The following is a 25,200-nucleotide window of genomic DNA, read 5'->3' on the forward strand; positions in this document are numbered from 1 at the left end:
ACAAGAGTGTCGACAAGCAGCGCCGGGTCTTGTAATCGGGCGCCAAGGGGCCGGAAGGGTGTCATGCCAGACCGACAAGACGACGCCGGCTTCGCTGAGGGGAGCGAGATGAAGGTCGAAACGTTTCTACCCGACGATTATCGTCCCGCCGAGGACGAGCCGTTCATGAACGAGCGTCAGCTCGAATATTTCCGGCGCAAGCTGATCACCTGGAAGAACGAGTTGCTGGACGAAAGTCGTGGCACGGTGGAATCGCTTCAGGACGGCACGCGCAACATTCCCGACATCGCCGACCGTGCCAGCGAGGAAACCGACCGGGCCCTCGAACTGCGCACCCGCGACCGCCAGCGCAAGCTGATCTCCAAGATCGACGGCGCGCTGCGCCGGATCGAAGAGGGCGAATATGGCTATTGCGAGGTCACGGGCGAACCCATCAGCCTCAAACGGCTGGATGCGCGCCCCATCGCTACCATGAGCCTCGAGGCGCAGGAACGTCACGAGCGCCGCGAGAAGGTCCATCGCGACGACTGACCGCGCTGCGCCCGCGGGTGCGGGCTGGAATAAGGCGGGGGCACCCTTTGGGGTGCCTTTTGCATTTGGGACGGGTCAGGGGGGCGAGGTATGCTGATCGGGCAGGAGGTGACGGTCGTGGGCGGCGGCATCGGCGGGCTGGCCGCCGCGCTGGCGCTGGCACGCCATGGCGCGCAAGTTACCGTGCTGGAACAGGCCCCTGAGATCACCGAGGTTGGCGCGGGCATCCAGATCAGCCCCAATGGCTGGCGCGTGCTGCAGGCGCTGAGCGTCGCGGACGCCGTTGCCGCCCTCAGCCCCCGGTCTCAGGCGGTGCGCCTGCGCGATTTCCGCCGCGGTGCTGAAGTGTTCTCTCTCCCGCTTGGCCGTGCCGATCACCCGTGGCATCTGGTCCACCGCGCCGATCTGGTGGCCGCGCTGCTTGAGGCGGCAGAGGCGGCGGGTGTCGTGATGCGCCTTGGAACGCGGGTCGCTGCCATCGCGCCCGAACCTATGGGCACCGCGATCACCTTGATGGATGGGACGGTCGAGTCCCATGGGCTGACCATCGCCGCCGACGGGCTCCATTCGCCCGCGCGGGTCGCGCTGAACCCAAGATCACGGCCCTTCTTCACCGGGCAGGTGGCCTGGCGCTGCACCATCCCCGTCGACAGCGCGATGTCGCCCGAGGCGCATGTCTTCATGGGGCCGGGACGGCATCTGGTGCGCTATCCCTTGCGCGACCGGCGGCTGGTCAATGTGGTGGCCGTGGAGGAACGCGACGGTTGGGCCGCCGAAGGGTGGCAACACCGCGATGACCCCGCACATCTGGCGCGTGCCTTTGTCGATTTCTGTCCCGAGCTGCGCAGCCTTCTGGACGCCGCGCAGGAGGTTTTTCTCTGGGGTCTGTTCCGCCACCCGGTCGCGCAGGTCTGGCAAGACCACCGCTTGGCGTTGCTGGGTGACGCGGCGCATCCGACGCTGCCATTTCTGGCGCAGGGTGCGAACATGGCGCTGGAGGATGCGTATGTGCTGGCGCGGTGCCTGTCGGAAGACCCCGACACGCGAACGGCGCTGGTCCGCTACGAGGCGCTGCGCCGCCCGCGCTGCGCCCGTATCGTGCAGGCGGCCAATGACAACGCCGAGAATTACCATCTGCGCCCCGGTCCGATGCGCTTTGCGGTCCATACGGCGCTCCGGGCGGCGCAGCGGTTTGCGCCGCATGTGGTGGCGGGCAAGTTCGATTGGGTGCACCGGTTCGACGTGACAGCCTGACCTGCCGCCTAACCCTGTTTCAAAAATACTCAGGGCGCGCGCCATTGGTACGCCACTGGTCCCGGCGACAATGGCGGCAGGGCAAACGGCCCACGGCAGGTCGGCGCGCATGGCGCGGCGACCTGCTAGGTTCACTTCAGCGAATAGGCCGGCAACCCGTCGAAGGCCGCCCTCAACGCCTCGCCCCAGCCCGAGGAAATCATCTCGTAGAAGGGATCGTCGCGCTCGATGCGGCGCACCTGGCCCGTACGCAGGCTCTCGGCGTCATACAGATGCAGGTCCAGCGGCAAACCGACCGAAAGGTTCGCCTTGATCGTCGAATCAAAGCTCAGCATCAACAGCTTCACCGCTTCCTCGAAACTCATCGCGGAATTGTAGGCGCGCACGAGGATCGGCTTGCCGTATTTCGTCTCGCCGATCTGGAAAAACGGTGTGTCCTGCGCGGCCTCGACGAAATTCCCTTCGGGATAGATCATGAACAGGCGTGGCTCGCCGCCATGGACCTGACCGCCGAGGATCATCGTGGCCGAAAACGGGCTGTCGGCCTCCAGACCCATGCGGCCCGATTGCTCCACGATGACCTCGCGCAGCGTTTCGCCCACCAGCTTGGCGACCTGAAACATCGACGGGGCCTCGAGGATGGAGGGTGAGCCGCGTTCCTCGGCCGGTTTCGCGCGTTCGTTGAGCAGCGACACCACGGCCTGCGTCGTCGCCAGATTGCCCGCCGTCATCAGCGTGATCGAGCGTTCCCCGGGCCGTTCCCATAGGAACATTTTCTTGAATATGCTGATGTTGTCGACGCCCGCATTGGTGCGCGTGTCGGACATGAACACCAGCCCGCGATCGAGCTTGAGCCCCACGCAATAGGTCATGCGCCTGCCATCCCCTGCCTGTATCCCGAAGCGTTACTGCTGCTGCACCTGGATGTCGATGGACATCGCCTCACCGGGCTTGCCAAATCGCAAACCGCTGACCGGCGCCGCGTCGCGGTAGTCGAGCCCGGTGGCCACGCGGACATAACGCTCATCGGGCGAATAGCCGTTTGACACGTCGAAGCCGACCCAGCCCAGCGGCTCGATATAGGCCTCGGCCCAGGCGTGGCTGGCATCTTGGTGCACCCGGTCCGACATCAGGAGATATCCCGAGACATAGCGCGCCGGGTAGCCCATGTGGCGGGCTGCCGCGACAAAGATCTGGGCGTGGTCCTGACACACGCCGCCGCCGATCTCGACGGCTTCCTCGGCGGTGGTGGTCGCTTGCGTCAGGCCGATCTCGTAGGGCACCGCGGCCGTGATCCGCGCCGACAGCGCGTGCAGGCGGGCAATGTCCTCTGGCTGTTCCTCCTTCAACCCGCGCGCCAAGGCGCGCACCCGCGTGCCCGCGCGGGTCAATTCCGTGGAGTGCTGAAAGAACCAAAGCGGAGCAAAGCCTGCATGCCGACCAGTCACGCCCGCCGTGTCGGCCGTGTCGACCTCACCCTCGCAATGGACGACGATGGAGTTTGCCTGACTGTCGAAGGAAATCAGCGAGACGCGGTTTTGATGGTGGTCGGTGAATTCGGTCTGAAGCGTGCCGCCGTCGATCTCCATCTTCCAGTGCACCACCGTCTGCCCGGTCCGGCTTTTGGGAACAAGGCGCAGCTGTTGCAACCCGTAATAGACCGGATGCTCGAAGTGATAGGTGGTGGTGTGCAGGATCTTGAGGCGCATGCGTCTATCCCAGGAACCGGTAATCCGTCTCGATCTGATGGCCCAGACGGGCCACATCGGTCAGGAAATCGGTGATGAATTCATGCAAGCCATCCTCGAACACCCGTTCGATGGTGTTGTGGGTCAGCCGGGCGAGGATCACGTCGATCTGGTCATGGCACGGGTGGCGCAGGCCGTAGTTGCGTTCGAGGTAGCCGAGGTTCGCGGCGATCTTCTTCACCGAAAAGGCAAGACTGCGCGGCATGCGGGTGTCGAAGATCAGGAAATCGGCGATCCCCATTGGGTTGCTTTCGCCCTGGTTGATCCAGCGATAGGCCCGCATGCCGGCGACAGAGCGCAGGATCGTTTCCCATTGCACATTGTCGAGGTTCGACCCGATCTGGCTGATCGACGGCAGAAGGACGTAGTACTTCACATCGAGGATACGCGCGGTGTTGTCGGCCCGTTCCAGAAACGTGCCCAGACGGCAGAAATCGAAGATGTCGTTCCTGAGCATTGTGCCATGCATCGCGCCGCGCACCAGCGCGGATTGCTGGCGGATCAGCGCCAGAACCTCGGGCAGGTCGCGGGCCGAGACGGGCCGGGCCAGTGCCTGTTTCAGGACCATGTAGGTGTCGTTGACCGCCTCCCAGACCTCGCGGGTGATGGCGGTGCGCACAAGCCGCGCGTTCATCCGGGCGGCCGAAATGGCCGAAAGCACCGAGGACGGGTTGGTCGCGTCGCGCAGCAGGAAGTCGATGGCTTTGGACGCCTCGATCTGCTCGTGCTTTTGGAAATACAGATGCGCCACGGCCGCCGTCTGCAAGACGCTGGTCCACTCGTCGTCGTCGCCGTCGGCGCGGGTCAGCGCGATGCGAAACCCCGCCTCGATCAGGCGGGCGGTGTTTTCCGAGCGTTCCAGATAGCGGAACATCCAGAACAGGCCGCCTGCGGTCTTGCCCAGCATCGCCCTATTCCTCCAGCACCCAGGTGTCTTTCGTGCCGCCACCCTGGCTTGAATTCACGACCAGAGAGCCCTTCTTGATCGCCACCCGCGTCAGCCCGCCCGGCGTGATCGAGATGCGGTCGGGCGACACCAGCACGAAGGGGCGCAGATCGACATGGCGCGGCGCCAGCCCCGCCTTGGTCAGGATCGGCACGGTCGACAGCGCCAGCGTGGGCTGCGCGATGTAGTTGGCCGGGCGCGCCGTCAGCTTGGCCCGAAACGCTGCCAGTTCCTTTTTCGACGCGGCGGGGCCGACCAGCATGCCGTAGCCGCCCGAGCCATGCACCTCCTTGACCACAAGTTCGGCCAGATGGTCGAGGACATAGGCCAGCGAGTCCGCGTCGCCGCAGCGCCATGTCGGCACGTTTTGCAAGATGGCCTTCTCGCCGGTGTAGAATTCCACGATATCGGGCATGTAGCTGTAGATCGCCTTGTCGTCGGCGATGCCCGTGCCCGGCGCATTGGCGATGGTGATCCCGCCCGCGCGGTAGACATCCATGATGCCCGGCACGCCAAGCTGGCTGTCAGGGCGGAAGTTCAGCGGATCAAGGAAATCGTCGTCGACCCGGCGATACAGCACATCGATGGGCTTGTATCCTTGGGTGGTGCGCATCTGCACCTTGCCGTCAGTGATGCGGATGTCATGGCCTTCGACCAGTTCGACACCCATCTGGTCGGCCAGAAACGCATGTTCGAAATAGGCCGAGTTGTGGATGCCGGGCGTCAGCACTGCCACCGTACGATCCTCCGAACAATTGGCGGGGGCGCTGGCCGCCAGCGACCGGCGCAGGTCGCGCGGATAGTCCGAGACCGACTGCACCTTGATGCGGGTGAACAGCTCGGGGAACATCTGGAGCATCGTCTCGCGGTTTTCGAGCATGTAACTGACGCCCGAGGGGGTGCGGGCATTATCCTCGAGCACGTAGAACTCATCCTCGCCGGTGCGCACCAGATCGACACCGACGATATGGGTGTAGACATTACCGGGCGGTGCCATGCCGATCATCTGCGGCAAGAATGCCTCGTTGCGGGCGATCAGATCGACTGGGATACGGCCCGCGCGCAAGATTTCCTGCCGGTGGTAGATGTCGTAGAGAAAGGCGTTGATCGCGCGCACGCGCTGTTCGATGCCACGGGTCAACCGCGCCCATTCGCGCCCCGAGATGATGCGCGGCACGATGTCGAACGGGATCAGCCGCTCATCCGCCTCGGCCTGACCATAGACGTTGAAGGTGATGCCGGTGCGTCGAAAGAACTGCTCGGCATCGCTGGATTTCTTGCGCAGGTCGCGCAGGTCTTCCTTTCCGAACCAGCCGCAGTAGGTGTCGTATGGCGCGCGCGGCGCCCCACCGTGCTGGTGCATCTCGTCGAAAAAGCGCGGCGTGTCAGTCATGTCATCCTGTCGAAAACCCGTCTTCATTGGCGCAAACCCGGGCGGCAAGGGCCAGAGGATCGGTGGGGTTTGGCCTTGCGCCCCGAATTTTCGCCCAGCCTTTAGGCAATTTGCCTAAGATTCAAGCCAGATTGTAACGGGGCCGTCGTTGGTCAGGCTCACCGCCATGTCGGCGCCGAATTTACCCGTCTCCACCTTGGGTCCCAACGCCGCGAGCGCCTGCGCGAAATGGTGGTAGAGCCGTTCCCCCACATCGGGCGGGGCGGCGGTGGAAAAGCCGGGGCGGTTGCCCGAGCGCGTGTCGGCGGCCAGCGTGAACTGGCTGACCACCAGCGCGCCGCCGCCGGTGTCCAACAGCGACCGGTTCATCTTGCCCGCGTCATCCTTGAAGATGCGCAGCTTGGCGATTTTCGCGGCCAAGGCCTCGGCCTGCGCCGTGCCATCGCCTTGCATGGCGCAAACAAGGATCATGAGGCCCGGCCCGGTCTGGCCGATCAGCGCGCCCGCCACCTCGACCCGGGCATGGGTGACGCGCTGAACCAGCGCCCTCATGCCAGATCGGCGCGGCGGGGCGGGTTGGCGCCCGCGCGGGTCACCGTGACGGCCGCCGCCCGCACCCCCAGATCAAGGGCCGCGCGCAGCACATCGGGGGCAAGCCCCGCCCGCACCGATGCCTTGTCCATCCGGTTCGCATCGGCAAGCCCGGCAAGGAAGCCTGCATTGAACGTGTCGCCCGCGCCGACGGTATCGACCACCTCGACCTTGGGGGCAGGCGCGTGGAGCGGATCGCCCGCACCGAAGGCCGTGACGCCATTGGCGCCTTGGGTCACCAGCACAAGCGCTGGGCCCATGTCCAGCAATCGCGCCGCCAGATCGGGCAGGGCGCCTGCACCCATCAACCATTCCATGTCCTCGTCCGAGATCTTGACCACGTCGGCGGCTTTCAGCATCCGGTCCATCCGGGCGCGGAACCGCGCCTCATCGGCGATGAAACCGGGACGAATGTTGGGGTCGAGCATCACCAGACGGTCGGTGTTCGCGCGGGCGGCAAGCGTGGCATAGGCCTCGGCGCAGGGCTCCACGGCAAGGCTGATGCCGCCGAAGAAGATTGCGGTCACATCCTCGGGCAGGGCGGGCAGGTCGGCGTCCGTCAGCATCCGCCCGGCGGTGTTCTCGTCGTAGAAGGCGTAGCTGGCCTGTCCACCCGTCAGCGTGACGAAGGCCAGCGTGGTGGGCCGGTCCGATCGCGCCGAAAGCCGGTGATCGACGCCCGAGGCAGTCAGCACGGCGGCCAGACGGTCGCCGAACAGATCGGTCGAGAGGCCCGAGAAGAAGCCAGTCTTGAGCCCCAGCCGCGCGGCGGCCACGGCGGTGTTGAAAACCGACCCGCCGGGATAGGGGGCAAAGGCAGCCTCGCCCGCGTCGGTCTGGCGCGGCAACATGTCGATCAGGGCCTCGCCCGCACAAAGCAGCATGGACTTCCTCCGGTCTTGGTCTGCGGCATGTCCCTAAGTCGCGGCGCGCCCACACGCCAGCCGTTTATTTGAACGCAGCCCCGCCGTTTTCGACCAAATCGTAGACATAAAGCCCGGCCCCGATGGCGATTGCCGCCAGCACCACCGCGATGGCGATCTTGACCCATGACCAGGGCCGTTCGCCCTGAACCTTGCCGGTCTGGCCGTTCACGACGAAACGGAATGTCTGGCCACGATACTTGTAGGCCGCCAGCCAGACCGGCAGCAAGATATGCTTGAAGGTCACATCGTCGATGCGCACCTGCATATTGTCGATGCGCTGCTCGTCGCCGCCGATGTCGCGGCGGATATCCTCGCGGATCTGCGCCTCGATGATCTGCTTGGCCTCCTCGAAGCCTTCGGCAAGCTCGACGGTATAGCCCTCGGCGCGGAAGCCCGAGAGGAACTCGGGCCGGTAAGCGTCCAGCGCCGTGAGGTCCCAAGGCGCCAGCCGGTCGGTGAAACGCTTGGGCAAGGAGCGCGAGGCGAGGATCAAGATATCGTCGAAAAACCGCGCGACGCGGCCCGACCGGCGCGACCAGCGGATACGGCGTTCCTGCCGCGATTTGCCGTCGTTCCCGCGCACGGTGACATAATAGGCGTCGCCCCGCTGGCCTTGATACTGGGTCGCGGTGTCGGCGTCATAGGTCCAGTAGGGCACATAGATGCCGTCCATCTTGCGGCCCTTCTTGGCGTAATCCTTGAGGCCGTTGGGCGCAAACCAGAGCCGCCCGAGCCAGCCGTTCATCGCGTCATGGGCCTGTTTCTCGGTCAGCTTGAAGGGCAGAACGCCCTTGGGTTTGATGTGGCGATGCGTGCCGGTGTCGGTGACGACGGGCGTGGCGCAAAACGGGCATTCGGCGGAGTGGTTGGCGGCGGTGAACGTGACCTGCGCACCGCACGACGGGCATTGGGAAACCCGCGTCTCCTCCATCTCTTGTGCGGGCAGTTTCGCCGCAATGGCGGCCTCGTAATCCAGTTCCACAAGTGCGGGGGCCTCACCGCCCCATGGGCCGGCCGTCTTGTCCTCGATCGCTTCGTCATGGCCGCAATGATCGCAGATGAGTTTTCCCTCGCTGGGCGCAAAGCGCATGTCCGATCCGCATTGCGGGCAGGGAAAGCGATGCTCGTCCTCGGGGCGGCGCGGGTCCTGGGTGGTATCGGAACTGATCGACATGGCGGCTTTCGAAAGGCTGCTGGTGACAATGGTCCAGTGATCCCCTGCCAGCCGTCGCGGTTCAAGGGGGGATTTCCCTTGGTCCGGTCCGGGCTGCGACATGGCGTCGATCGCGGCAAGCCGGTCTCAACCTTCACCCGGCGGTGACGTTGATAGGCTCAGGGGCAACCGGCAGACCGACGACCGGCCCGGCCCCGGATCAGGAGTTTGACATGCAAGGCCAAAGAACCGTGGCGGAGACCACGACAAGAACCGAAATCACCGAAGCCATCGGCGCACATGGTGCGTGGAAGACGCGCCTCAAGGCGGCTGCGATGGCGGGAGTGTCCAATCTCGATCCCGCGCGTGTGGCCGACAACCACAGCTGCCGCTTCGGCACATGGCTTGACGGCTACCTGAAAACCCATCCCAACGACCGCGACGCGCGGCGCATCGGCGATCTGCACCTGCAATTCCACCGTTCTGCCGGATCGGTCGCCGAGCGTATCAACGCTGGCGAGGCCAAGGCCGCCCTCAAAGAGATCGAGGAGGGCAAGTTCAAGGCCGTCACCAATGATCTTGTCACCGCCATGATGGAATGGCGGCGCCACGTCGTCTGACGCAAGGGCCGCAGGGCGCTGCGCGATCGCGCGCCCTACGATCAAGCTTACGCGCCGGGCGGCGGAGGCGGCGGCATCACCGTGAAAAGCTGCGCAAGCTCCGTCACGTCATTGGCGACCTTCCAGCCGTCCTGCCCTTGGGTCCAGACATGGGTCTGGCGCGTCAGCTCGCCGCTTTGCGCCATGCGGCCCAGATCGGCCTTGGAAAACGGGCCCGTGGTCTGCCCGTTCACCGCGATGTGCCAGACATGTTCGACGGGTGGGGGTGGGGGGGCCGCATGGGCCGCCTGATGGGGCTGCGCCTGCGCGCCGCCCATGGTCTGCGCAAAGCCCTGCGCCATGGCCAGACCCATGCCCATGCCCAGACCCTCGCCCATACCGCCCCCGCCGCCGGGGTTCTCGGCGGCTGCGCGCATCGCTTCGGCGGTCTGGAACTGGGTGTATTTGTTCAGATCGCCCACCACCCCCATCGAGGTGCGGCGGTCCAGCGCTTCCTCCACGGCGGGCGGCAGCGAGATGTTCTCGATGTAAAGCTCGGGCAGGCTGAGCCCGTATTCGGTGATGGTGGCCGAGATGCGGTCGGCCACGATCTTGCCGAACTCGCCGGTATTGGCGGCCATGTCGAGCACCGGAATGCCCGAGCCCGCGACCGTCTGGCTGAATTGCTGCACGATGATGTTGCGGATCTGGCTCGTAACCTCGTCGGTGGTGAACTCGCCGTCGGTGCCCACGATCTCGGTCATGAAGCGGCCCGCGTCGGCCACGCGCACCGTATAGGTGCCGAAGGCGCGGATGCGGGTCGGCCCGAATTCCGGGTCGCGCAGCATGATCGGGTTCTTGGTGCCCCATTTCAGGTCGGTGAAGCGCGCGGTCGAGACGAAATAGATCTCGGACTTGAAAGGCGAGGCAAAGCCGTGATCCCAGCTTTGCAGAGTGGTCATGATCGGCATGTTGTTGGTCTCGAGCATGTAGAGACCGGGGGTAAAGATGTCTGCCAGCTGGCCTTCGTGGATGAAGACCGCGACCTGTCCCTCGCGCACGGTCAGCTTGGCGCCATACTTGATCTCGTTGCCGTAGCGCTCGAAGCGGTAGACCATCGTGTCGCGGGTATCATCGGTCCATTCGATGACGTCGATGAACTGGCCCTTGATGAAATTCATGATCGGCATTTGGCAATCCTCTGTTAGAAAAGCGATCGGTTGCAAAATATGATATAGGCAGGCGGCGCGTGTCGCTACAGGGAATGCGGGGAGGGAAAATCCCACCTTTTTTCACCGCAGCGCAGTGGCACCCCGTCGCGAGGTGTCGTCCGGCCTGTGCGAGGCCTGTCCACAGCTCACCGGCAAAAGCCAGTCGTCGGTGCCGGTGTCGAACTGGGCATACACCGCGACCATGGCCCCCGAGGCGTCGCGCAAGCTGGCCACCGGGTAGCCGCCATCGCCCCAGCCCGAGCCGCTGACCGGAAAGCGGCTGCCGTCCGGCAGTTCGGCGATCAGGGGCACGGTGGGGGCCTCGGCCTCAAGCTGGTCAGCGTAGGTGCCATGATAGGTCCCCAGCGACGGGTCCGCATAGGCCTCCAGCGCTGCGACATCGGCCGGCGTCAGAAAGCCCGCAAGCCCGGTGTCGACGCCGATGGTCCCCAGATCCTCGCCGCAGACGACAGGAGCGTCGGACCAGACCAGCGCCATCAGGATGGAGCGTCCGTATTCGCGGTCGATCAGGCCGATGACGCGGGCAGGTGCCTCAGGGACGGTGATCAAGGTGGCATCGGGGCCGGTTTGCCAGAGCGTCAGCGGGTCGGTGGCGTGGACCAGACCGCCCGCGGGCGTCCACTCGCCGGGTGACATCACCCGGGTGGAAAGGCCGACACCCTCTTGCAGCCAGGCGATGGCATCTTGCGCCGCTACGGGGCCGCAGGCGAGCAGTGCCACCACTGCGGCGGATGTCAGGGCGGGCCTCAACTCGGACCTCCAATCAGTTCCTCGGCAATCTGGCGGATCGTGGCGCGGTCCTCGCCGGGGCGCAGACCCGGCTGCAGGCGGCGGTCGTAGAGCATGCGCAACAAAAGCTCGTCATGTGGCGTCAGCAGGGCGAATTCCTCGTCATCGTTGAAGATCGTGGGCCGCACCGACGGGCTGTCGTTGGGCAGGCCCAGACCTTGGGCCACTTCTTCATGCACGCAGGACCGGCGCAGCAGGCTGGGGTGTTCATCGCGGATGATGGCGATGGCCGCGACATAGACCGGCCGCCCGCCTGTTTCCGAGAAGGCATAGACAGCACAGAAGGTCGAGCGCGGCAGGTTCTCGATTTCGGCGATCACCTCGGGACCCGCACCGGGGACGAGCCGTCGCACCAGGTCACCGGCCGTCAGCTGATCATCGCGGTTGAGATAGAGCACGTGGAAATTCCCGCCCGAACTGACCGTGCTGATCGGATGCCGGGTGGCCCGTGCCAGCCGCGTTGCATAGGTCGACAGGATCGAGCGGTCCTCGGCCCGCTGGTCGGCGCTGACCGAGGCCCCGAAATGGGCCTGGATGCGGACCGGTTGTTCCCAGCGCCGCAACCGCGACGGCGTCTGCTGTTGCACGAACCGCCCCCCGATCAGGGCGTATTCGTCATAGAGCGCGATCCGCTCGAAATTGGCCGCAAGCATGGCCGCCGTAAACGGCGCGTCGGTCACGCCGCCATCGGTGCGCAGCAGACCGTCACCGACCAGCCGCGCCTCAACGCTCCTGTAATAGCGCGCGAAGGCCGCGCTTTCGCTTGAGGGCGCAGGGGCCATGGCCCTTTGTTCGGGTCGGGGCGAGACCTCGGGCGCAGGCGTCGAGGCGATGCATCCCGACAGGGCAAGCGCGGCGGCGCAGGTCATCAGGTCTGGCAGGCGCAGCCGCATGGTGCGTGTTCAGCTCGCGGGCGGCGGCGGGGGCGTGGCGCCCGAACCGGTCGTGTTGGCTGCTGCCTGCGTGGCGCGCGAGGATGCGGCCGAGAGCGTGTCGCGCAAGTCGGCTTCCATCTTCTGCATCTCGACCTCTGCGTCCGCGCGGCGGCGCTTGCCCTCGTCCGCGATCTGCAAACTGTCCTCGATCGTGGCGATCAGTTCGGCATTGGCGGCCTTGACGGCTTCGATGTCGAAGACGCCGCGCTCCATCTCTTCGCGGACGATCTTGTTGCTTTCGCGCAGGTTGGTGGCGTTCTGGCGCAACAACTCATTGGTCAAGTCGGTCGCCTCGCGCACGGCTTTGGCGGCCTCGGTCGAGCGCTGGATGGTGACGGCTTGGGCCAGCTGGGTTTCCCAGAGCGGCACGGTGTTCACGAGGGTGGAGTTGATCTTGGTGACAAGGCTCTTGTCGTTTTCCTGCACCAGCCGGATCGAGGGCAGCGACTGCATCGTGACCTGACGGGTCAGTTTCAGGTCATGGACGCGGCGTTCCAGATCGTCGCGCGCGGCGCGCAGGTCGCGCAGTTCCTGCGCGCGGATCACCTGATCATCCTCGGGGGCGGCCTGAACCTCGGCCTCCTTGGCGGGGATGGTGACGGTGTCGATCTCGCGCAGCTTTTCCTCGCCGGCGGCGATGTAGAGCGCCAGCTCGTCATAGAAATCCAGCGTCTTTTCATAGAGCTTGTCGAGCGACTTGATGTCCTTCATCAGCGTGTGCTCGTGGCGCAGCAGGTTTTCCGTGATCTTGTCGATCTGGTCCTGAACCTCTTCGTACTTGGCCATGAAGTTGTGGATCGGCTTGGCCTTTCCGAACAGGCGTTCCCACCAGCTTTGCTTGCGGTTGGGGTCAAGCTCGTCCACGGAAAAGCCGCGGATCGTGCCCACGATCTCGCGCAAGCTGTCACCCGCAGGCCCCACATCCTTGTTCTTGACGCCTTGCAGCATAGCTTGACTGATCTGCTGCAATTCCGCCTGTGCGGAGGAGCCGAAGGTGACGATGGAATTGGTATCGGTCAGGTCAATCTCGGCCAGGCGCCTGCGGATTTCCTCGGCGGTGGGGGCATCGGCGGCGGGCAGGGGCACCAGATCGGCGCTGGGTTCCAGCAGCACGACGGCGTTGATTTCTTCGACCATCTTTGCGGCCTCTTCGGCCTGTTGGCGAATGGTTGTGGTCATGGCTTTGTCCTATCCCTCGATACGCAGGTTTTCACGGTTCAATCGGTCCCTCAGGACCTCGATCTCGACATCGAAATTCGTCCGGTCATCGGTCAGCATCGCGGTGGTCCGCTTTGCGAAATTGGTTTCCATATCGCTCAAGAACGCCTCGTAATCGGCGCGCACCTTGGGGTCGCGGCCGCGCGCGTAAAGTTCGACGAATTGCACCGTCGCGTCGCGCGCGCCTTGTAGGTAGACGCCCAGATAGCGCCGGGCCTGCGTCAGGTCGCGCGGGTCGGCCTCGACCTGCCGGAACATCTGGCGCACGGTTTCCTCAAAGGCCAGAACGCGGGTTTCAAGCTGCCGGTCGCGGGCGCGCTTGATCGCGTCGCTCATCTGCGTCAGCACCTTCTCGGCCTCTTCGATCTTGCGCGCGATACGGTCGGTCTGGTTGCGGTCCACACCTTCAAGACCCTTGTCCTTGAGCGGGTCAAGGCCGAAGGCCGCCAGATGCAGCGCACCCGCGATGGCGCCCACCAAGATGGCCGCTGCAAGGTTCCATTGCCCGCCAAAAACCAGAAGGCCCACGCCCGCCCCCATCAGGACCGAGCCGAAAATCTTGCGCGGAATGGCCGGGCGGCGGGCCACCTTGCGTTCGGCAAAGGCATCCTCGGCCCGCACCCCGTCGCGCGTCAGCCAGGCCGCCAGCATCATCGCGCCCGCTCCCGCCAGATCGACCGCCATCGCCGTCACCGGCTGGAAAAACGCCGCAGCCATCGCCACAAGCGGCAAGATGAACAAGACATTGATCTTGGCACCGTGCCGCATGGGCTTGCGACCCTTGAAGCTGGGCACCTCGAGCCGTTCTGCCGTCACCGTCTCGCGCGGGGCATCGCTGTCGCGCCGTCCGGTCGGGCTGTGATCGCCGGCGTAACGTTTCGACATCTCAAAGCACCCCGAACCCGCCGAAACTCGCCATCACGGTGATGACGACCAGCGCGAAAAACGAAACACCCTGCAAGAAACTCGAACTCATGCCAACTCCGTTTTCTGTGACCAGCCGCGGTCGTCACGTTAGAAAGCTTTTTTGCGAAAAACCAGATGCAGCGACGCGCGCCGGTGGTTTCCCGCCCGTCTTTCCAAGATCGGAAGCGGTCCGTGCGATCACAAGGGGGAAAGCCGCGGCACCGGTCCCCGTGTTGCCCGTGAGCGTTCGGGCCGGGGCAGGGCGTCAGCCAGACGTGGCAGGATATCGGGCTGTGATGGGTCGCAGACCCTGCGATAAAGGCGGAACAGACCCGGGCGCAGGTAGCTCGACCAATGGCAGATGCGCACGCGGGGCGGGCGGATGCCCAACCCGATCCGGTCGAGCGCCGCACGATTGTCGGGGCAATCGATGCGCAGGTCCGTCCAGCCCGGAACCTGATGCAGGCCCGCGGCAATCGGCCAGTCACGCGGATGCGGCGCAGGCACGGCCAGCCTGAACCCGCAATCGAAGATGAGGTTCTCGCCGCTGGTGACGTTGAGCACCTGCGCGGTCCGCCCGGCGGGCGAGGCCATGGCCGCAAGGGCAAGGCTGCGGTATTCCGCCCCCGACAGCAAGATCACCCGGTCGACATGGGCCGCCGGCAGTCCCGCCATTGCCGCAAGGGCCACGCGCGCGCCGAGCGAATGACCGATGAGGTTGACGTGGATGTCGGGGCGCGCGGCCTTGATCGCGCACAGCAGGTCGGCCAGCGCATCGCCCGCGTCGAAGGCGCGCCGTGCCGCGCCCTGCAGGTGGCCCCGCGCGTGCCAGCCCAGCGAAATGCCAAGCGCGGCCTCGGTCCGGTCCAGCCGCAGATGGCGCGGCCAGCTCACCGATTTCCAGCGCGCCGACCCGCCCCGCGGCGACAAGATGTGGCGATGCGGATCATTGGCAGGGTCGCGCGGCGAGTAGCGGTAGCCGTGGATCATCACCGTAACGGCGGCGCGCGGCGGCAGGGCATGCAGCGCCGGGGCCAGCGGCGCGGCGCTGGCCCAGTCCTGTCCGGTCACATTGACGGATATCATCGCCATCCAGCCTGCTCCTGCCATATCTGGGGGGCGGGCTAGACCCTGACCGCAACATTTCGGTGAAATCCGCGCAACGGTTTCGTGACGTGTTTTCCATGCCGCAGCGGCGCTTGACGTCGCGCGGGCTGAAGCGTAGCCAAGCGCGCGTGGTGATTTGTGAACCGGATTGCGGGCCACGTTAAACAAGCCGCTAAAGAGGTCGAGGACGCCTGGCCTGATCGCACCCTGATCGCACGCCCCCGACCATGTCCGCCCCTTTGGGCACGAGATGAGAGGAGCGCGCCGTGAAGGACGCCAATACCCTGAAGACGCTGAAGAAACGCACTCGTGCCGTGCATTCCGGCACCCGCCGAAGCCAGTATGGCGAAGTAAGCGAGGCGCTGTTTCTGACGCAGGGCTTTGTCTACGACAGTGCCGAGGCCGCCGAGGCGCGTTTCATCGAGACGGGCCCCGACGAATACATCTATGCGCGCTACGGCAACCCGACCGTACGCATGTTCGAGGATCGCATCGCAGCCCTTGAGGGGGCCGAGGATGCCTTTGCCACGGCGTCGGGCATGGCGGCGGTCAATGGCGCGCTGGTGTCGATGCTGCGCGCGGGCGATCATGTGGTGGCGGCGCGCGCGCTCTTCGGGTCTTGCCTCTACATCCTCGAAGAGGTGCTGACGCGCTACGGGGTGGAGGTGACATTCGTCGACGGCACCGACCTGTCGCAATGGGAAAGTGCTGTCAGATCAGACACCAAGGCGGTGTTCTTCGAGTCGATTTCGAACCCCGCGCTGGAAGTCATTGATATTGCATCCGTCTCGCGCATCGCTCATGCGGCCGGCGCGCTGGTGATCGTGGACAATGTCTTTGCCACGCCGGTGTTTCAGGACACGCTGGGCCTCGGCGCAGATGTGGTGATCTATTCGGCCACCAAACACATCGACGGTCAGGGCCGCTGTCTGGGCGGTGTGATCCTTGGCTCCAAGACCTTCATCCGCAAGACGGTGGAACCCTATCTCAAGCACACAGGCGGCGCGATGTCGCCCTTCAATGCCTGGGTGATGCTGAAATCGCTGGAAACGATGGAGTTGCGCTGCCGGGCGCAGGCCAGCGCATCCCAGACCATCGCCGAGGCGCTCGAAGGCCAGCCCGGCATTGCCCGCGTGATCTTTCCGGGCCTGCCCTCGCACCCGCAATTCGCGCTGAACGGCGCGCAGATGGAGACCGGCGGCACGGTCATCGCCTTCGAGATCGAGGGCGGGCAGGCGGCGGCCTTCCGGTTTCTCAACGCGCTCGAGATCATCACCATCTCCAACAATCTGGGCGATGCGAAATCCATCATCACCCATCCCGCCACGACGACCCACCAGCGCCTGACCGAGGATCAGCGGCAGGGTCTGGGCATCACGCGCGGGCTGGTGCGGCTTTCGGTGGGTCTTGAGGACCCCGAGGATCTGATCGCTGATCTGATGGGGGCAATGACGGCTGCACAGGGCGCATGAACGGTCTGATCATCCGCCCGGCTCGCGTCACCGACGCGCCGGGGCTGGCCGATCTGTTCCACCGCGCCGTGCACGAGGGGGCAGCGCGCCATTACGACGCCATGCAGCGCGCGGCATGGTCGCCCGCGCCCCCGATGGGCGAGGACTGGCGCCGCCGTCTGATCGAGGCGCAGACGATTGTGGCCGAACGTGACGACCGTCTTTTGGGCTTCATGACGCTGGACCCGATGACCGGCTGGATCGATTTCGCCTATGTCGCGCCAGAGGCGATGGGGCAGGGCGTGGCCGAAACGCTTTACGCCGTACTGGAGGGTCGCGCGCGCGCCGCCGGCCTGACCCGGCTGGAGACCGAGGCAAGCCTGCTGGCCGAACGCTTTTTTGCCCGGCGCGGCTGGCGGATCGTCACCCGGCAGGAGGTCGAACGTCATGGCGTGCGCTTGCCCAATGCGGTCATGGCCAAGGATCTGTCCCGCGCAGCGACCTGCGCCGCCTGAGCCCGGTTCCTGTCGAAAGATACCCTCCGGACGGTGGGAAAACGTGATCCGCAACGGGCCCACTAGCGTAAAAAAAATGTACGGCAAGATTGGGAACGTCCCACGCAGGTCCTATCTTGCGGGTTCGTGCCGTGACACGAGAGGACGACTGCCATGAACATCCACGTGACCGAGATGACCGAAGCCCCCAGCCGGGCCGAGGTCGAAACAGCGCTGGCGCGCTTGAGGGCCTGGGCGGCGACGGCGAGCACCGAGGAGATCGCGGCGCTTGACCCGACTATCGGGCGCTTGGCTGCGGCGCCCTATCCGGTGTTCGAACGGCACTACCCGACCGAGTTCAGGGCCGATGCCGCCTACAAGGACACGCTGCCCGATCTGCAAAACGGTCCGTCGTCGCTTATCCGGGGCGCGAACCGGCAGATCCAGCATGTCGGAATCTCCAATTTCCGCCTGCCGATCCGCTATCACACGCGCGACAATGGCGATCTGACGCTGGAAACCAGCGTCACCGGCACCGTCAGCCTCGAGGCGGACAAGAAGGGCATCAACATGAGCCGCATCATGCGGTCCTTCTATGTGCATGCGGAAAAGACCTTTTCCTTCGAGGTGATCGAGGCGGCGCTGGACGATTACAAATCCGACCTCGAAAGCTTTGATGCCCGCATCCAGATGCGCCTGTCCTTTCCCGCGCGGGTCCAAAGCCTGCGCTCGGGTCTGTCGGGCTACCAATATTACGACATCGCGCTGGAACTCGTGGAGCGGGCCGGCGTGCGGCAGAAGATCGTGCATCTGGATTATGTATATTCCTCGACCTGCCCATGTTCGCTGGAACTGTCGGAACACGCGCGCGCCACGCGGAGCCAGCTGGCAACGCCCCATTCCCAGCGCTCGGTCGCGCGGATTTCGGTGGAACTGAAGGACGGCGAGGGCTGCCTTTGGTTCGAGGATCTGATCGAGATGGCTCGGGCCGCCGTGCCGACCGAGACGCAGGTCATGGTCAAGCGCGAGGATGAACAGGCTTTTGCCGAGCTGAACGCCGCCAACCCGATCTTTGTCGAGGATGCCGCCCGGCTCTATGCCGAGCAGTTGCATGCGGATACGCGCGTGGGCGATTTCCGCGTGGTCGCGAGCCATCAAGAAAGCCTGCACAGCCATGACGCGGTCAGCGTGCTGACCGAGGGCAACACCTTTGCGCAGGCCAGCCTTGATCCGCATCTGTTTTCCAGCCTGATCCACCGCGGTTGACACTGTCGGCACCACAGACGCGAAAGGCCCGGCCGCGGATGCAGCCGGGCTTTTCGTGCGAAAGACCGAAGGCTCAGCCGCGGCCGTAGCCGACGGGATCGGTGATGTTCCCGCCCCAATCGCGGTCAGTGATCCCGGTACGGTAGCCGCGCCGCGAGCCGCGGCCAAAACCGACGGGATCCGTGATATTGCCGTTGTCGATATCGGTCACACCAGACCCAACGACCACGCAGCCCGACACGGCCGCACCGCCAAGGCCCAACGTGCCGATGCCGAAGCCGCGCAGCATGGTGCGCCGGTTCATGCCGCGGCTGGTCTCGATCTGGCTGTCGTCGAGGGTTGCCTTGGCTTTCTTGTCCTTGTCGTCGGTGCCGTCATTCATGCGTCTGTCCTCCGTTGGAATGGCGATTTTGTAAAATACGATCAGGCGTCCCGATCCGTGGCCGGTACCGCGCCGGCATCGGTTCCGGCCTTGGGGGCCGCGTCCTTGTCGGTATGGGCATGGGTGTCGGCATCGGTGCCGGGCGCGCCGGTGGTGGGGCCGGTGCGACGCTGGTAGGTGGCGATGTCGCCATCCCTCAGCGTCTTCTTGGACTTCGTGTCGTCCACGTCGAATGTTCCTGTCTGGCTAGGCCCCGCATGATGCAGGGCCGGCTGGTGCAAAAGGCGCGGCACGCGCCCCGGATTCTATATTGCGCGCTGCAAACGTGACACAAAGGCATGCGCCATTTCAATCATTTACTGAAAGGCGCTGCGTCACCGTCCTTGGCCGGTTTGCTTGACAGCGCTGCGCGCGCGCGCCAACGCTCCGCCCATGCTGGACCTGCGACCCGTCGGATATGTGCTTGGGCTTCTGACCGTGGTCATGGGGGTGATGATGCTGTTCCCCATGGCGCTCGATCTGGGGGACGGGAATCGCAACTGGCAGGCTTTCGCCGTCTCGGCCGCCGTCGCCGTGGCACTGGGGGGCAGTGTTGCGCTTGCCTCGGCCAATTTCGACCTGCGCGGGATGAGCGTGCGCGAGGCCTTTTTGTTGACCACCTCCACCTGGGTGGTGCTGCCCATGGTGGGGGCGATCCCCCTGATGCTGGGCGCGCCCGACGTGTCGGTGACCGACGCCTATTTCGAGGCGGTCTCGGGCATGACCACCACGGGCGCCACCGTCTTTCCCAGTCTCGATGACCTGCCGCGGGGCGTGCACCTGTGGCGCGGCATCTTGCAATGGCTGGGCGGCCTCGGGATCGTGATCGTGGCGCTGTTGTTCTTGCCGGTGATGCGGGTGGGGGGCATGCAGTTCTTTCGCTCGGAAGGGTTCGACACGCTGGGCAAGGTTCTGCCGCGCACCATCGACATCTCGCGCGGGCTGATTTTGGCCTATGTGGTGCTGACACTGGCCTGTGCCATTACCTATGGCGCGCTTGGCTTGGAGTGGTACGAGGCGACCGTCCACGCCCTGACCACGCTGTCCACGGGCGGGTTTTCGACTACGGACCAGAGTTTCGCGGCCTTTTCCGGCCCCGCGGAATATGCGGCGGTGGTGTTCATGATCCTTGCCTCGGTGCCTTTCATCCGCTTCATCCAGTTCGCAAACGGCAACCGCTTGGCGCTGTTGCGCGACGTACAGGTGCGGGCTTTCCTGCGCTGGATGGCCTATGGTGTCGCCGCGATTGTCCTGTGGCGGGTGCTGGTGCTGGGTCATGAGGTCGAACCGGCCTTGCGCGAAAGCACCTTCAACCTCGTCACGATCTGGACCGGCACGGGCTATGGCAGCGCGGATGTGACATCTTGGGGCAGCTTTGCCTTCGGCGTCTTGTTCGTGGCGGGGCTGATCGGGGGCTGCACGGCGTCGACGGGCTGTTCGGTCAAGGTGTTCCGCTATCTGGTGCTGAAAGAGGCGATGCTGAACCAGCTGCGCATCCTTGTCAGCCCGCGCACGGTGACGGTGCCCCGGCTGGACGGGCGGCCCATCGAGCAAGACGTGATCGATTCGGTGATGACCTTCACCGTCCTGTTCTTTCTGACCATGGGGGTGGTGGCCGTGGCCCTGTCGCTGACCGGGCTTGCGACGCAGACCGCGATCACGGCAGCCTGGACCTCGGTCGCCAATGTCGGTCCCGCCTTCGGTCCCGAGGTCGGGCCGACGGGTGCCATGGACGCGTTCCCCACGGCGGCCAAGTGGATCATGATCTTCGCCATGCTGGTCGGGCGGCTGGAACTGCTGGCGGTCTTTGTCCTGTTCACCGCGGCCTTCTGGCGCGGCTAAGCCGCCGCGATGGCCCGGCCCGCCGCCACGCCCGAGGCCCAGGCCCATTGGAAGTTGTAGCCGCCCAGCCAACCGGTGACATCGAGCGCTTCGCCGATGACATGGAGGCCGGGCAGGATCTGGCTTTCCATCGTGCGGGAATTGATCTTGTCGGTCGCAACGCCGCCCAAGGTCACCTCGGCGGTGCGGTAGCCCTCGGAGGAGGTGGGGGTGAGCTGCCAGTCCGACAGCCGTCGCGCCAGATCGCGCAAGCTGACATCCGACTGATCGGCAAGGTTGCCGGTGACGCCCCAGGCCTCGGCCAGATGACGGGCCAGCGCGCGCGGCACCAGATCGGCCAGAACGGTCGCGGTGGCCTTGCCGCCGCCCACGGTGCGGCGCGCGCGCAGCTGGTCGTAAAGGTCGAGTTCGGGGCGGAGCCGGACCGATAGCTGGTCGCCCTCGCGCCAGAAGGACGAGATCTGCAAGATGGCGGGCCCCGACAGGCCGCGATGGGTGAAGAGCATGGCCTCGTCGAAGGCCGCCCCGTTGCAGGTGACGCGCGTGTCTACGGCGGTGCCCGCAAGCGCGGCAAAGACCGTCTTTTGCGCCTCGTCGAAGGTCAGAGGCACCAGCGCGGGCCGGGTCTCGGTCACGCGGTGGCCGAACTGTTCGGCGATGCGGTAGGCCAGCCCTGTGGCCCCCATCTTGGGGATCGACTTGCCCCCCGTGGCGAGCACGAGGTGATCGGCGGTGACGGTCATGCGGGCACCCTCGCGGGTCAGCGTCGCATGAAACCGGCCGTCGCGGTGGGCTATGTCCTCCACGCTGGTCTGTAGCCACAGCCCGGCGCCCCCCATTTCGGCGCGCAGCATGGCGATGATGTCCTTGGCCGAGCGGTCGCAGAAGAGCTGGCCGAGCGTCTTTTCATGCCAGGGGATGGCGTGGCGCGCGACGAGATCGAGGAAATCCCAAGGCGTGTATCGGCTGAGCGCGGATTTGGCGAAATGCGGGTTTTCCGACAGGAAGTTGCCGGACCCCGTGTGCAGATTGGTAAAATTGCACCGCCCGCCGCCCGAGATGCGGATCTTTTCGCCCGGTGCCTTTGCGTGGTCGATGACCAGAGTGCCGGGGCCGCTATGGGCCGCGCACATCATGCCCGCAGCCCCCGCGCCGAGGATCAGGCTTTTGAAATGGGTGTCAGGCATCGGGCCCTGTCATGGTCTTGCACAGGCTTCGCTGTCGCCCGGGCGCGCCCCGCTGACGCGGGGCGCGCCCCTGTGGCCTCGGGCAGGCCCCCCGCAAGCGGAGGCGACCTTGGCGGGTGCGGGAGCCTCCGGCGGGGATATTTTTGAAACGAAGAAGCCGGGGCGGGCGCGATCAATCGGCGAAATTGCGGCTGTCCTTGATCTGGTCCCAAGCCCAGACGACCTCTTGCAGGCGGTCCTCGTCGGAGCGGTCGCCGCCGTTCATGTCGGGGTGCAGGATCTTGATGAGCGCCTTGTAGCTCTTGCGGATCTCGGTCTTGGTCCAGCTGTCCTTGGCCTCGAGGATCTCGATCGCCTTGCGTTCGGTGGGGGGCAGCTTGCGCCCCGCCCCGCCCGAGCGCCCGGGGTTGCGCGTGGCGTTGCCGCCCAGCACCTGATGGGCGTCATCGACGCCAAGCCGCGCCCAGGCGCGTTCCTCGACCGATTTCTTGAAGGGCTTGGTGGGCCGGTCCCAGACCCGGTCGCGGTCAAGCTGCGCCTCCATCTCGGCCTCGGTGGTGCCGTCGAAGAAATTCCACTTGAGATTGTACTCGCGCACATGCTCGCGGCAGAACCACTTGTACTCCTCGAGGTTGTCGGGGCTTTTGGGCGCACGGTACTGGCCCGTTTCCTCACAGCCTTCGGCCTCGCAGACACGCTGCGAGGTTTCGAACGCGCCCGACATGCCGCGGCGGCCGGTGCGTCGTTTCTTCTTGTCCGTCGACACCCGGAGGTCGAAATTGAACGGGTCCTTGCTGGTCATCGCGTTCCCCTTTTCGACTCGGAAGCGTGAGTTTAGGGTTTTGGGCGGTAAGTTGAAGAGGAAAGAGGGGAAAATCGTGACGCGGGCAGAGAAAATCGAGCAGCGCCTGCAGGAGGCGTTTCAGCCCCGGGTTCTGGAAGTGGTCGACGACAGCGAGCGGCATCGCGGTCATGGAGGCTATCAGGACGGCGGGCAGAGCCATTTCAACGTGACGATCGCGGCCGATGGCTTTGCAGGCATGAGCCGGATCGCGCGGCACCGGGCGGTTCACGCGGCGCTGGGCCGTGATCTGGTGGCCGAGATCCATGCGCTGGCGCTGACCATCAGCGACTAGGCCGGGCTGTTCAGGGCTTGCGTGTCGGGCCTGGGCCTGCAGGTGGGTCCTCGGGATCGGCGAAGAGATTGACCAGCGCGGGCGGGGCGGTGTCGTCGTCCTCCTCGTCCTGGGGGGGAAGGCGCCTGCGTGTCGCACGGGCCGCGGCAGGATCGGGCTGGTCTTGCGGCAACGCGCGCTGGAAGATCAGGATGTTGCGATAAACGGTCGTCTTCGACGTCAGGCCGGTGCGCACCTCTTCGGGAAGGGTGTCGGCGCGCAGGTAGGACCAACCGTCGCGCCCCATCTCGTTGAGGACGTCCTCGAGGGTGGCGGCGAACGTGGCAGCCCCTTTCAGGCCCTTCTGCTTGAGAGCCTTTTCGGGGGCAGGGACAAGCTTGTACTCGTAGCGCGGCATGACGGCTCCTTGCGGCTTGGCTTCGGTTTAGCCGGGGCACGCGGGGCCGGGCAAGGGGAGAGGGCCGTGATGCGAAGGGGGCGTGTCCCCGAGGGCAGGTCAGAGCCCCAGTTTCGCCGTCACGATCTCGTTCACGGCCGCCGGGTTAGCGCGGCCCTCCGTGGCCTTCATCACCTGACCCACGAACCAGCCAGCGAGCTTGGGGTTGGCGCGGGCCTTTTCGACCTGCGCGGGGTTCTCGGCGATGATGGCGTCGACGGCGGCCTCGATGGCGCCGGTATCCGTCACCTGTTTCATCCCGCGGGCTTCGACGATCTGCGCGGGGTCGCCGCCTTCGGTGTAGACGATCTCGAACAGGTCCTTGGCGATCTTGCCCGAGATGTCGCCCGATTTGATCAGCCCGATGATGCCGCCAAGCTGGGCAGGCGTGACGGGGGAGGCGGTGATGGCGTGCTCTTCCTTTTTCAGGCGGCCGAACAACTCGTTGATGACCCAGTTGGCAGCCAGCTTGCCGCTGTCCGTTTCGGGACCGGCCTCGGCCACCACGGCCTCGAAATAATGGGCGGCGTCGAGGTCTGCCGTCAGCACGCTCGCGTCATAATCCGACAAGCCGTAATCGCCGATGAAGCGGGCCTTTTTCGCATCAGGCAGTTCGGGAAGGGCGTCCTTGATGTCGTCGACCCAAGCCTGTTCGATTTCCAGCGGCAACAGGTCGGGATCGGGGAAGTAGCGGTAATCATGCGCTTCTTCCTTGGAGCGCATGGATCGCGTCTCGCCCTTGTCGGGGTCATAGAGACGGGTTTCCTGCAAGATGCTGCCGCCCGCCTCAAGGATGGCGATCTGGCGGCGCGCCTCATGGTCGATGGCGTGTTGGATGAAGCGCATGGAGTTCATGTTCTTGATCTCGCAGCGCGTGCCGAGATGCGAGAAATCTTGCGTCTCTTGATATTTCTCGTATTGGCCGGGGCGGCAGACCGAGACGTTCACGTCGGCGCGCAGGTTGCCGTTTTGCATATTGCCGTCGCAGGTGCCCAGATAGAGCATGATCTGGCGGAGTTTGGCGACATAGGCCGCCGCCTCCTCCGGCCCGCGGATATCGGGGCGGCTGACAATCTCCATCAGCGCCACGCCGGTGCGGTTGAGGTCGACAAAGCTGAGGGCCGGGTCCATGTCGTGGATCGACTTGCCCGCGTCTTGTTCGAGATGGATGCGTTCGATCCGCACGAGACGCGCGGTGCCGTCGCCCAGTTCGACCAGAACCTCGCCCTCGCCCACGATGGGGTGGTAGAGCTGGCTGATCTGGTAGCCCTGCGGCAGGTCGGGGTAGAAGTAGTTCTTGCGATCGAAGGCCGAGGTCAGGTTGATCTGCGCCTTCAGACCCAGGCCGGTGCGCACGGCCTGCGCCACGCAAAACTCGTTGATGACGGGCAGCATGCCGGGCATGCCGGCGTCCACGAAGGCGACGTTGGAATTGGGTTCCGACCCGAACAGCGTCGAGGCACCGGAAAACAGCTTGGATTTCGACGAGACCTGGGCATGCACCTCCATGCCGATCACGAGTTCCCAGTCGTGTTTCGCGCCTGCGATCACCTTGGGTTTCGGGGTTTGGTAGGTCAGGTCGAGCATGGGGGCCTCTCCGGCTGGCGTCGAGGGATCGTTTAGGTCAGCACAGGCAGGC

At 65.2% G+C, this 25,200-nt stretch carries 27 protein-coding genes and 1 riboswitch; of the genes, 8 read left to right on the forward strand and 19 right to left on the reverse strand.

Annotated features, from left to right (window positions below):
* Positions 1-63: 63 nt before the first annotated feature.
* Both dksA and C7455_RS00425 read left to right on the forward strand, forming a co-directional pair.
* Positions 64-531, forward strand: coding sequence for an RNA polymerase-binding protein DksA (gene dksA, locus C7455_RS00420; RefSeq protein WP_109664018.1), 468 nt, complete (start codon positions 64-66; stop codon positions 529-531).
* Positions 532-621: 90 nt separating this feature from the next.
* Entirely contained in the window at positions 622-1,785 is a 1,164-nt protein-coding gene (locus tag C7455_RS00425) for an FAD-dependent oxidoreductase (RefSeq protein ID WP_109664020.1), read from the forward strand.
* 131 nt (positions 1,786-1,916) lie between these two features.
* On the opposite strand, the gene C7455_RS00430 is transcribed toward C7455_RS00425, so the two are convergent.
* The 7 genes from C7455_RS00430 to C7455_RS00460 form a co-directional block, all read right to left on the reverse strand.
* On the reverse strand, positions 1,917-2,657 hold the full coding sequence (locus C7455_RS00430) for a proteasome-type protease (protein ID WP_109664023.1): 741 nt from the start codon (positions 2,655-2,657) through the stop codon (positions 1,917-1,919).
* A gap of 33 nt (positions 2,658-2,690) precedes the next feature.
* Positions 2,691-3,494, reverse strand: coding sequence for a transglutaminase family protein (locus tag C7455_RS00435; RefSeq protein WP_109664025.1), 804 nt, complete (start codon positions 3,492-3,494; stop codon positions 2,691-2,693).
* 4 nt (positions 3,495-3,498) lie between these two features.
* Positions 3,499-4,440, reverse strand: a complete 942-nt coding sequence (locus C7455_RS00440; protein WP_109664028.1) for an alpha-E domain-containing protein — start codon at positions 4,438-4,440, stop codon at positions 3,499-3,501.
* A gap of 4 nt (positions 4,441-4,444) precedes the next feature.
* The gene (locus tag C7455_RS00445; RefSeq protein ID WP_211315418.1) at positions 4,445-5,872 is read right to left on the reverse strand and encodes a circularly permuted type 2 ATP-grasp protein; all 1,428 of its coding nucleotides are present in this window, start codon (positions 5,870-5,872) and stop codon (positions 4,445-4,447) included.
* Between the two features lie 114 nt (positions 5,873-5,986).
* Complete coding sequence (gene dtd, locus C7455_RS00450) at positions 5,987-6,424, reverse strand: D-aminoacyl-tRNA deacylase (RefSeq protein ID WP_109664031.1); 438 nt, start codon at positions 6,422-6,424, stop codon at positions 5,987-5,989.
* Positions 6,421-7,347: a carbohydrate kinase family protein gene (locus tag C7455_RS00455; protein WP_109664033.1), complete on the reverse strand. Its 927-nt coding sequence runs from the start codon at positions 7,345-7,347 to the stop codon at positions 6,421-6,423. Before C7455_RS00455 ends, dtd begins: the two co-directional genes overlap by 4 nt.
* Positions 7,348-7,411: 64 nt before the next feature.
* The gene (locus tag C7455_RS00460) at positions 7,412-8,563 is read right to left on the reverse strand and encodes a TFIIB-type zinc finger domain-containing protein (protein ID WP_109664036.1); all 1,152 of its coding nucleotides are present in this window, start codon (positions 8,561-8,563) and stop codon (positions 7,412-7,414) included.
* A 212-nt stretch (positions 8,564-8,775) separates the two neighbouring features.
* On the opposite strand from C7455_RS00460, the gene C7455_RS00465 reads away from it, so the two are divergent.
* Positions 8,776-9,162: a CZB domain-containing protein gene (locus C7455_RS00465; RefSeq protein WP_109664039.1), complete on the forward strand. Its 387-nt coding sequence runs from the start codon at positions 8,776-8,778 to the stop codon at positions 9,160-9,162.
* Positions 9,163-9,209: 47 nt separating this feature from the next.
* Here the strand turns inward: C7455_RS00465 and C7455_RS00470 are convergent, their stop codons facing one another.
* The 6 genes from C7455_RS00470 to C7455_RS00495 form a co-directional block, all read right to left on the reverse strand.
* Positions 9,210-10,331 (reverse strand): SPFH domain-containing protein, encoded by a 1,122-nt coding sequence (locus tag C7455_RS00470; RefSeq protein WP_109664041.1) that lies wholly within the window; start codon positions 10,329-10,331, stop codon positions 9,210-9,212.
* A 102-nt stretch (positions 10,332-10,433) separates the two neighbouring features.
* On the reverse strand, positions 10,434-11,093 hold the full coding sequence (locus C7455_RS00475; protein WP_146199894.1) for a hypothetical protein: 660 nt from the start codon (positions 11,091-11,093) through the stop codon (positions 10,434-10,436).
* A 26-nt stretch (positions 11,094-11,119) separates the two neighbouring features.
* Positions 11,120-12,055, reverse strand: coding sequence for a DUF2927 domain-containing protein (locus tag C7455_RS00480; RefSeq protein ID WP_170118962.1), 936 nt, complete (start codon positions 12,053-12,055; stop codon positions 11,120-11,122).
* 9 nt (positions 12,056-12,064) lie between these two features.
* On the reverse strand, positions 12,065-13,276 hold the full coding sequence (locus C7455_RS00485; protein WP_109664046.1) for a toxic anion resistance protein: 1,212 nt from the start codon (positions 13,274-13,276) through the stop codon (positions 12,065-12,067).
* 9 nt (positions 13,277-13,285) lie between these two features.
* Positions 13,286-14,200: a 5-bromo-4-chloroindolyl phosphate hydrolysis family protein gene (locus C7455_RS00490; RefSeq protein WP_109664049.1), complete on the reverse strand. Its 915-nt coding sequence runs from the start codon at positions 14,198-14,200 to the stop codon at positions 13,286-13,288.
* Between the two features lie 219 nt (positions 14,201-14,419).
* Complete coding sequence (locus C7455_RS00495) at positions 14,420-15,313, reverse strand: alpha/beta fold hydrolase (RefSeq protein WP_109664052.1); 894 nt, start codon at positions 15,311-15,313, stop codon at positions 14,420-14,422.
* Positions 15,314-15,446: 133 nt separating this feature from the next.
* Positions 15,447-15,525: riboswitch (SAM riboswitch) on the forward strand.
* A 69-nt stretch (positions 15,526-15,594) separates the two neighbouring features.
* On the opposite strand from C7455_RS00495, the gene metZ reads away from it, so the two are divergent.
* From metZ to folE2, 3 genes are all read left to right on the forward strand, one after another.
* On the forward strand, positions 15,595-16,800 hold the full coding sequence (metZ, locus tag C7455_RS00500) for an O-succinylhomoserine sulfhydrylase (protein WP_245904171.1): 1,206 nt from the start codon (positions 15,595-15,597) through the stop codon (positions 16,798-16,800).
* On the forward strand, positions 16,797-17,294 hold the full coding sequence (locus tag C7455_RS00505) for a GNAT family N-acetyltransferase (RefSeq protein ID WP_109664054.1): 498 nt from the start codon (positions 16,797-16,799) through the stop codon (positions 17,292-17,294). Before metZ ends, C7455_RS00505 begins: the two co-directional genes overlap by 4 nt.
* 153 nt (positions 17,295-17,447) lie before the next feature.
* Positions 17,448-18,539, forward strand: coding sequence for a GTP cyclohydrolase FolE2 (folE2, locus tag C7455_RS00510; protein ID WP_109664057.1), 1,092 nt, complete (start codon positions 17,448-17,450; stop codon positions 18,537-18,539).
* A 73-nt stretch (positions 18,540-18,612) separates the two neighbouring features.
* Here the strand turns inward: folE2 and C7455_RS00515 are convergent, their stop codons facing one another.
* Both C7455_RS00515 and C7455_RS00520 read right to left on the reverse strand, forming a co-directional pair.
* Positions 18,613-18,921 (reverse strand): hypothetical protein, encoded by a 309-nt coding sequence (locus C7455_RS00515; protein ID WP_109664059.1) that lies wholly within the window; start codon positions 18,919-18,921, stop codon positions 18,613-18,615.
* Positions 18,922-18,962: 41 nt separating this feature from the next.
* A complete protein-coding gene (locus C7455_RS00520) occupies positions 18,963-19,148 on the reverse strand; it encodes a hypothetical protein (RefSeq protein WP_109664062.1) in 186 nt (61 codons plus the stop codon).
* A 205-nt stretch (positions 19,149-19,353) separates the two neighbouring features.
* On the opposite strand from C7455_RS00520, the gene C7455_RS00525 reads away from it, so the two are divergent.
* A complete protein-coding gene (locus tag C7455_RS00525) occupies positions 19,354-20,802 on the forward strand; it encodes a TrkH family potassium uptake protein (protein ID WP_109664064.1) in 1,449 nt (482 codons plus the stop codon).
* Here C7455_RS00525 and C7455_RS00530 read toward each other — a convergent pair.
* Positions 20,799-21,989 carry a BaiN/RdsA family NAD(P)/FAD-dependent oxidoreductase gene (locus C7455_RS00530; RefSeq protein ID WP_109664067.1) on the reverse strand — a complete coding sequence of 397 codons (1,191 nt, stop codon included), beginning with the start codon at positions 21,987-21,989 and terminating at the stop codon, positions 20,799-20,801. The genes C7455_RS00525 and C7455_RS00530 overlap by 4 nt on opposite strands.
* 172 nt (positions 21,990-22,161) lie before the next feature.
* Entirely contained in the window at positions 22,162-22,791 is a 630-nt protein-coding gene (locus C7455_RS00535; RefSeq protein WP_109664070.1) for a DnaJ domain-containing protein, read from the reverse strand.
* Positions 22,792-22,867: 76 nt separating this feature from the next.
* On the opposite strand from C7455_RS00535, the gene C7455_RS00540 reads away from it, so the two are divergent.
* Positions 22,868-23,125 carry a BolA family protein gene (locus tag C7455_RS00540; RefSeq protein ID WP_109664072.1) on the forward strand — a complete coding sequence of 86 codons (258 nt, stop codon included), beginning with the start codon at positions 22,868-22,870 and terminating at the stop codon, positions 23,123-23,125.
* A 10-nt stretch (positions 23,126-23,135) separates the two neighbouring features.
* On the opposite strand, the gene C7455_RS00545 is transcribed toward C7455_RS00540, so the two are convergent.
* Positions 23,136-23,522: a DUF4177 domain-containing protein gene (locus C7455_RS00545; protein WP_109664075.1), complete on the reverse strand. Its 387-nt coding sequence runs from the start codon at positions 23,520-23,522 to the stop codon at positions 23,136-23,138.
* Positions 23,523-23,621: 99 nt separating this feature from the next.
* Positions 23,622-25,148 (reverse strand): Asp-tRNA(Asn)/Glu-tRNA(Gln) amidotransferase subunit GatB, encoded by a 1,527-nt coding sequence (gene gatB / locus C7455_RS00550; RefSeq protein WP_109664078.1) that lies wholly within the window; start codon positions 25,146-25,148, stop codon positions 23,622-23,624.
* Positions 25,149-25,200 lie beyond the last annotated feature (52 nt).

The sequence above is a fragment of the Roseicyclus mahoneyensis genome, from assembly GCF_003148775.1.
GTDB lineage: Bacteria > Pseudomonadota > Alphaproteobacteria > Rhodobacterales > Rhodobacteraceae > Roseicyclus > Roseicyclus mahoneyensis.

Excerpts from the sequence above, each read along its gene's own strand:
- C7455_RS00480 (WP_170118962.1), bottom strand. The coding sequence starts at position 12,055 with ATGCGGCTGCGCCTGCCAGACCTGATGACCTGCGCCGCCGCGCTTGCC.
- dtd (WP_109664031.1), bottom strand. The coding sequence starts at position 6,424 with ATGAGGGCGCTGGTTCAGCGCGTCACCCATGCCCGGGTCGAGGTGGCG.
- C7455_RS00485 (WP_109664046.1), bottom strand. The coding sequence starts at position 13,276 with ATGACCACAACCATTCGCCAACAGGCCGAAGAGGCCGCAAAGATGGTC.
- C7455_RS00470 (WP_109664041.1), bottom strand. The coding sequence starts at position 10,331 with ATGCCGATCATGAATTTCATCAAGGGCCAGTTCATCGACGTCATCGAA.
- C7455_RS00425 (WP_109664020.1), top strand. The coding sequence starts at position 622 with ATGCTGATCGGGCAGGAGGTGACGGTCGTGGGCGGCGGCATCGGCGGG.
- C7455_RS00490 (WP_109664049.1), bottom strand. The coding sequence starts at position 14,200 with ATGTCGAAACGTTACGCCGGCGATCACAGCCCGACCGGACGGCGCGAC.
- dksA (WP_109664018.1), top strand. The coding sequence starts at position 64 with ATGCCAGACCGACAAGACGACGCCGGCTTCGCTGAGGGGAGCGAGATG.
- C7455_RS00515 (WP_109664059.1), bottom strand. The coding sequence starts at position 18,921 with ATGAATGACGGCACCGACGACAAGGACAAGAAAGCCAAGGCAACCCTC.
- C7455_RS00545 (WP_109664075.1), bottom strand. The coding sequence starts at position 23,522 with ATGCCGCGCTACGAGTACAAGCTTGTCCCTGCCCCCGAAAAGGCTCTC.
- C7455_RS00455 (WP_109664033.1), bottom strand. The coding sequence starts at position 7,347 with ATGCTGCTTTGTGCGGGCGAGGCCCTGATCGACATGTTGCCGCGCCAG.
- C7455_RS00530 (WP_109664067.1), bottom strand. The coding sequence starts at position 21,989 with ATGCCTGACACCCATTTCAAAAGCCTGATCCTCGGCGCGGGGGCTGCG.
- C7455_RS00440 (WP_109664028.1), bottom strand. The coding sequence starts at position 4,440 with ATGCTGGGCAAGACCGCAGGCGGCCTGTTCTGGATGTTCCGCTATCTG.
- C7455_RS00430 (WP_109664023.1), bottom strand. The coding sequence starts at position 2,657 with ATGACCTATTGCGTGGGGCTCAAGCTCGATCGCGGGCTGGTGTTCATG.
- C7455_RS00445 (WP_211315418.1), bottom strand. The coding sequence starts at position 5,872 with ATGACTGACACGCCGCGCTTTTTCGACGAGATGCACCAGCACGGTGGG.
- C7455_RS00435 (WP_109664025.1), bottom strand. The coding sequence starts at position 3,494 with ATGCGCCTCAAGATCCTGCACACCACCACCTATCACTTCGAGCATCCG.
- C7455_RS00460 (WP_109664036.1), bottom strand. The coding sequence starts at position 8,563 with ATGTCGATCAGTTCCGATACCACCCAGGACCCGCGCCGCCCCGAGGAC.
- folE2 (WP_109664057.1), top strand. The coding sequence starts at position 17,448 with ATGAACATCCACGTGACCGAGATGACCGAAGCCCCCAGCCGGGCCGAG.
- C7455_RS00495 (WP_109664052.1), bottom strand. The coding sequence starts at position 15,313 with ATGGCGATGATATCCGTCAATGTGACCGGACAGGACTGGGCCAGCGCC.
- gatB (WP_109664078.1), bottom strand. The coding sequence starts at position 25,148 with ATGCTCGACCTGACCTACCAAACCCCGAAACCCAAGGTGATCGCAGGC.
- C7455_RS00465 (WP_109664039.1), top strand. The coding sequence starts at position 8,776 with ATGCAAGGCCAAAGAACCGTGGCGGAGACCACGACAAGAACCGAAATC.
- C7455_RS00505 (WP_109664054.1), top strand. The coding sequence starts at position 16,797 with ATGAACGGTCTGATCATCCGCCCGGCTCGCGTCACCGACGCGCCGGGG.
- C7455_RS00535 (WP_109664070.1), bottom strand. The coding sequence starts at position 22,791 with ATGACCAGCAAGGACCCGTTCAATTTCGACCTCCGGGTGTCGACGGAC.
- C7455_RS00525 (WP_109664064.1), top strand. The coding sequence starts at position 19,354 with ATGCTGGACCTGCGACCCGTCGGATATGTGCTTGGGCTTCTGACCGTG.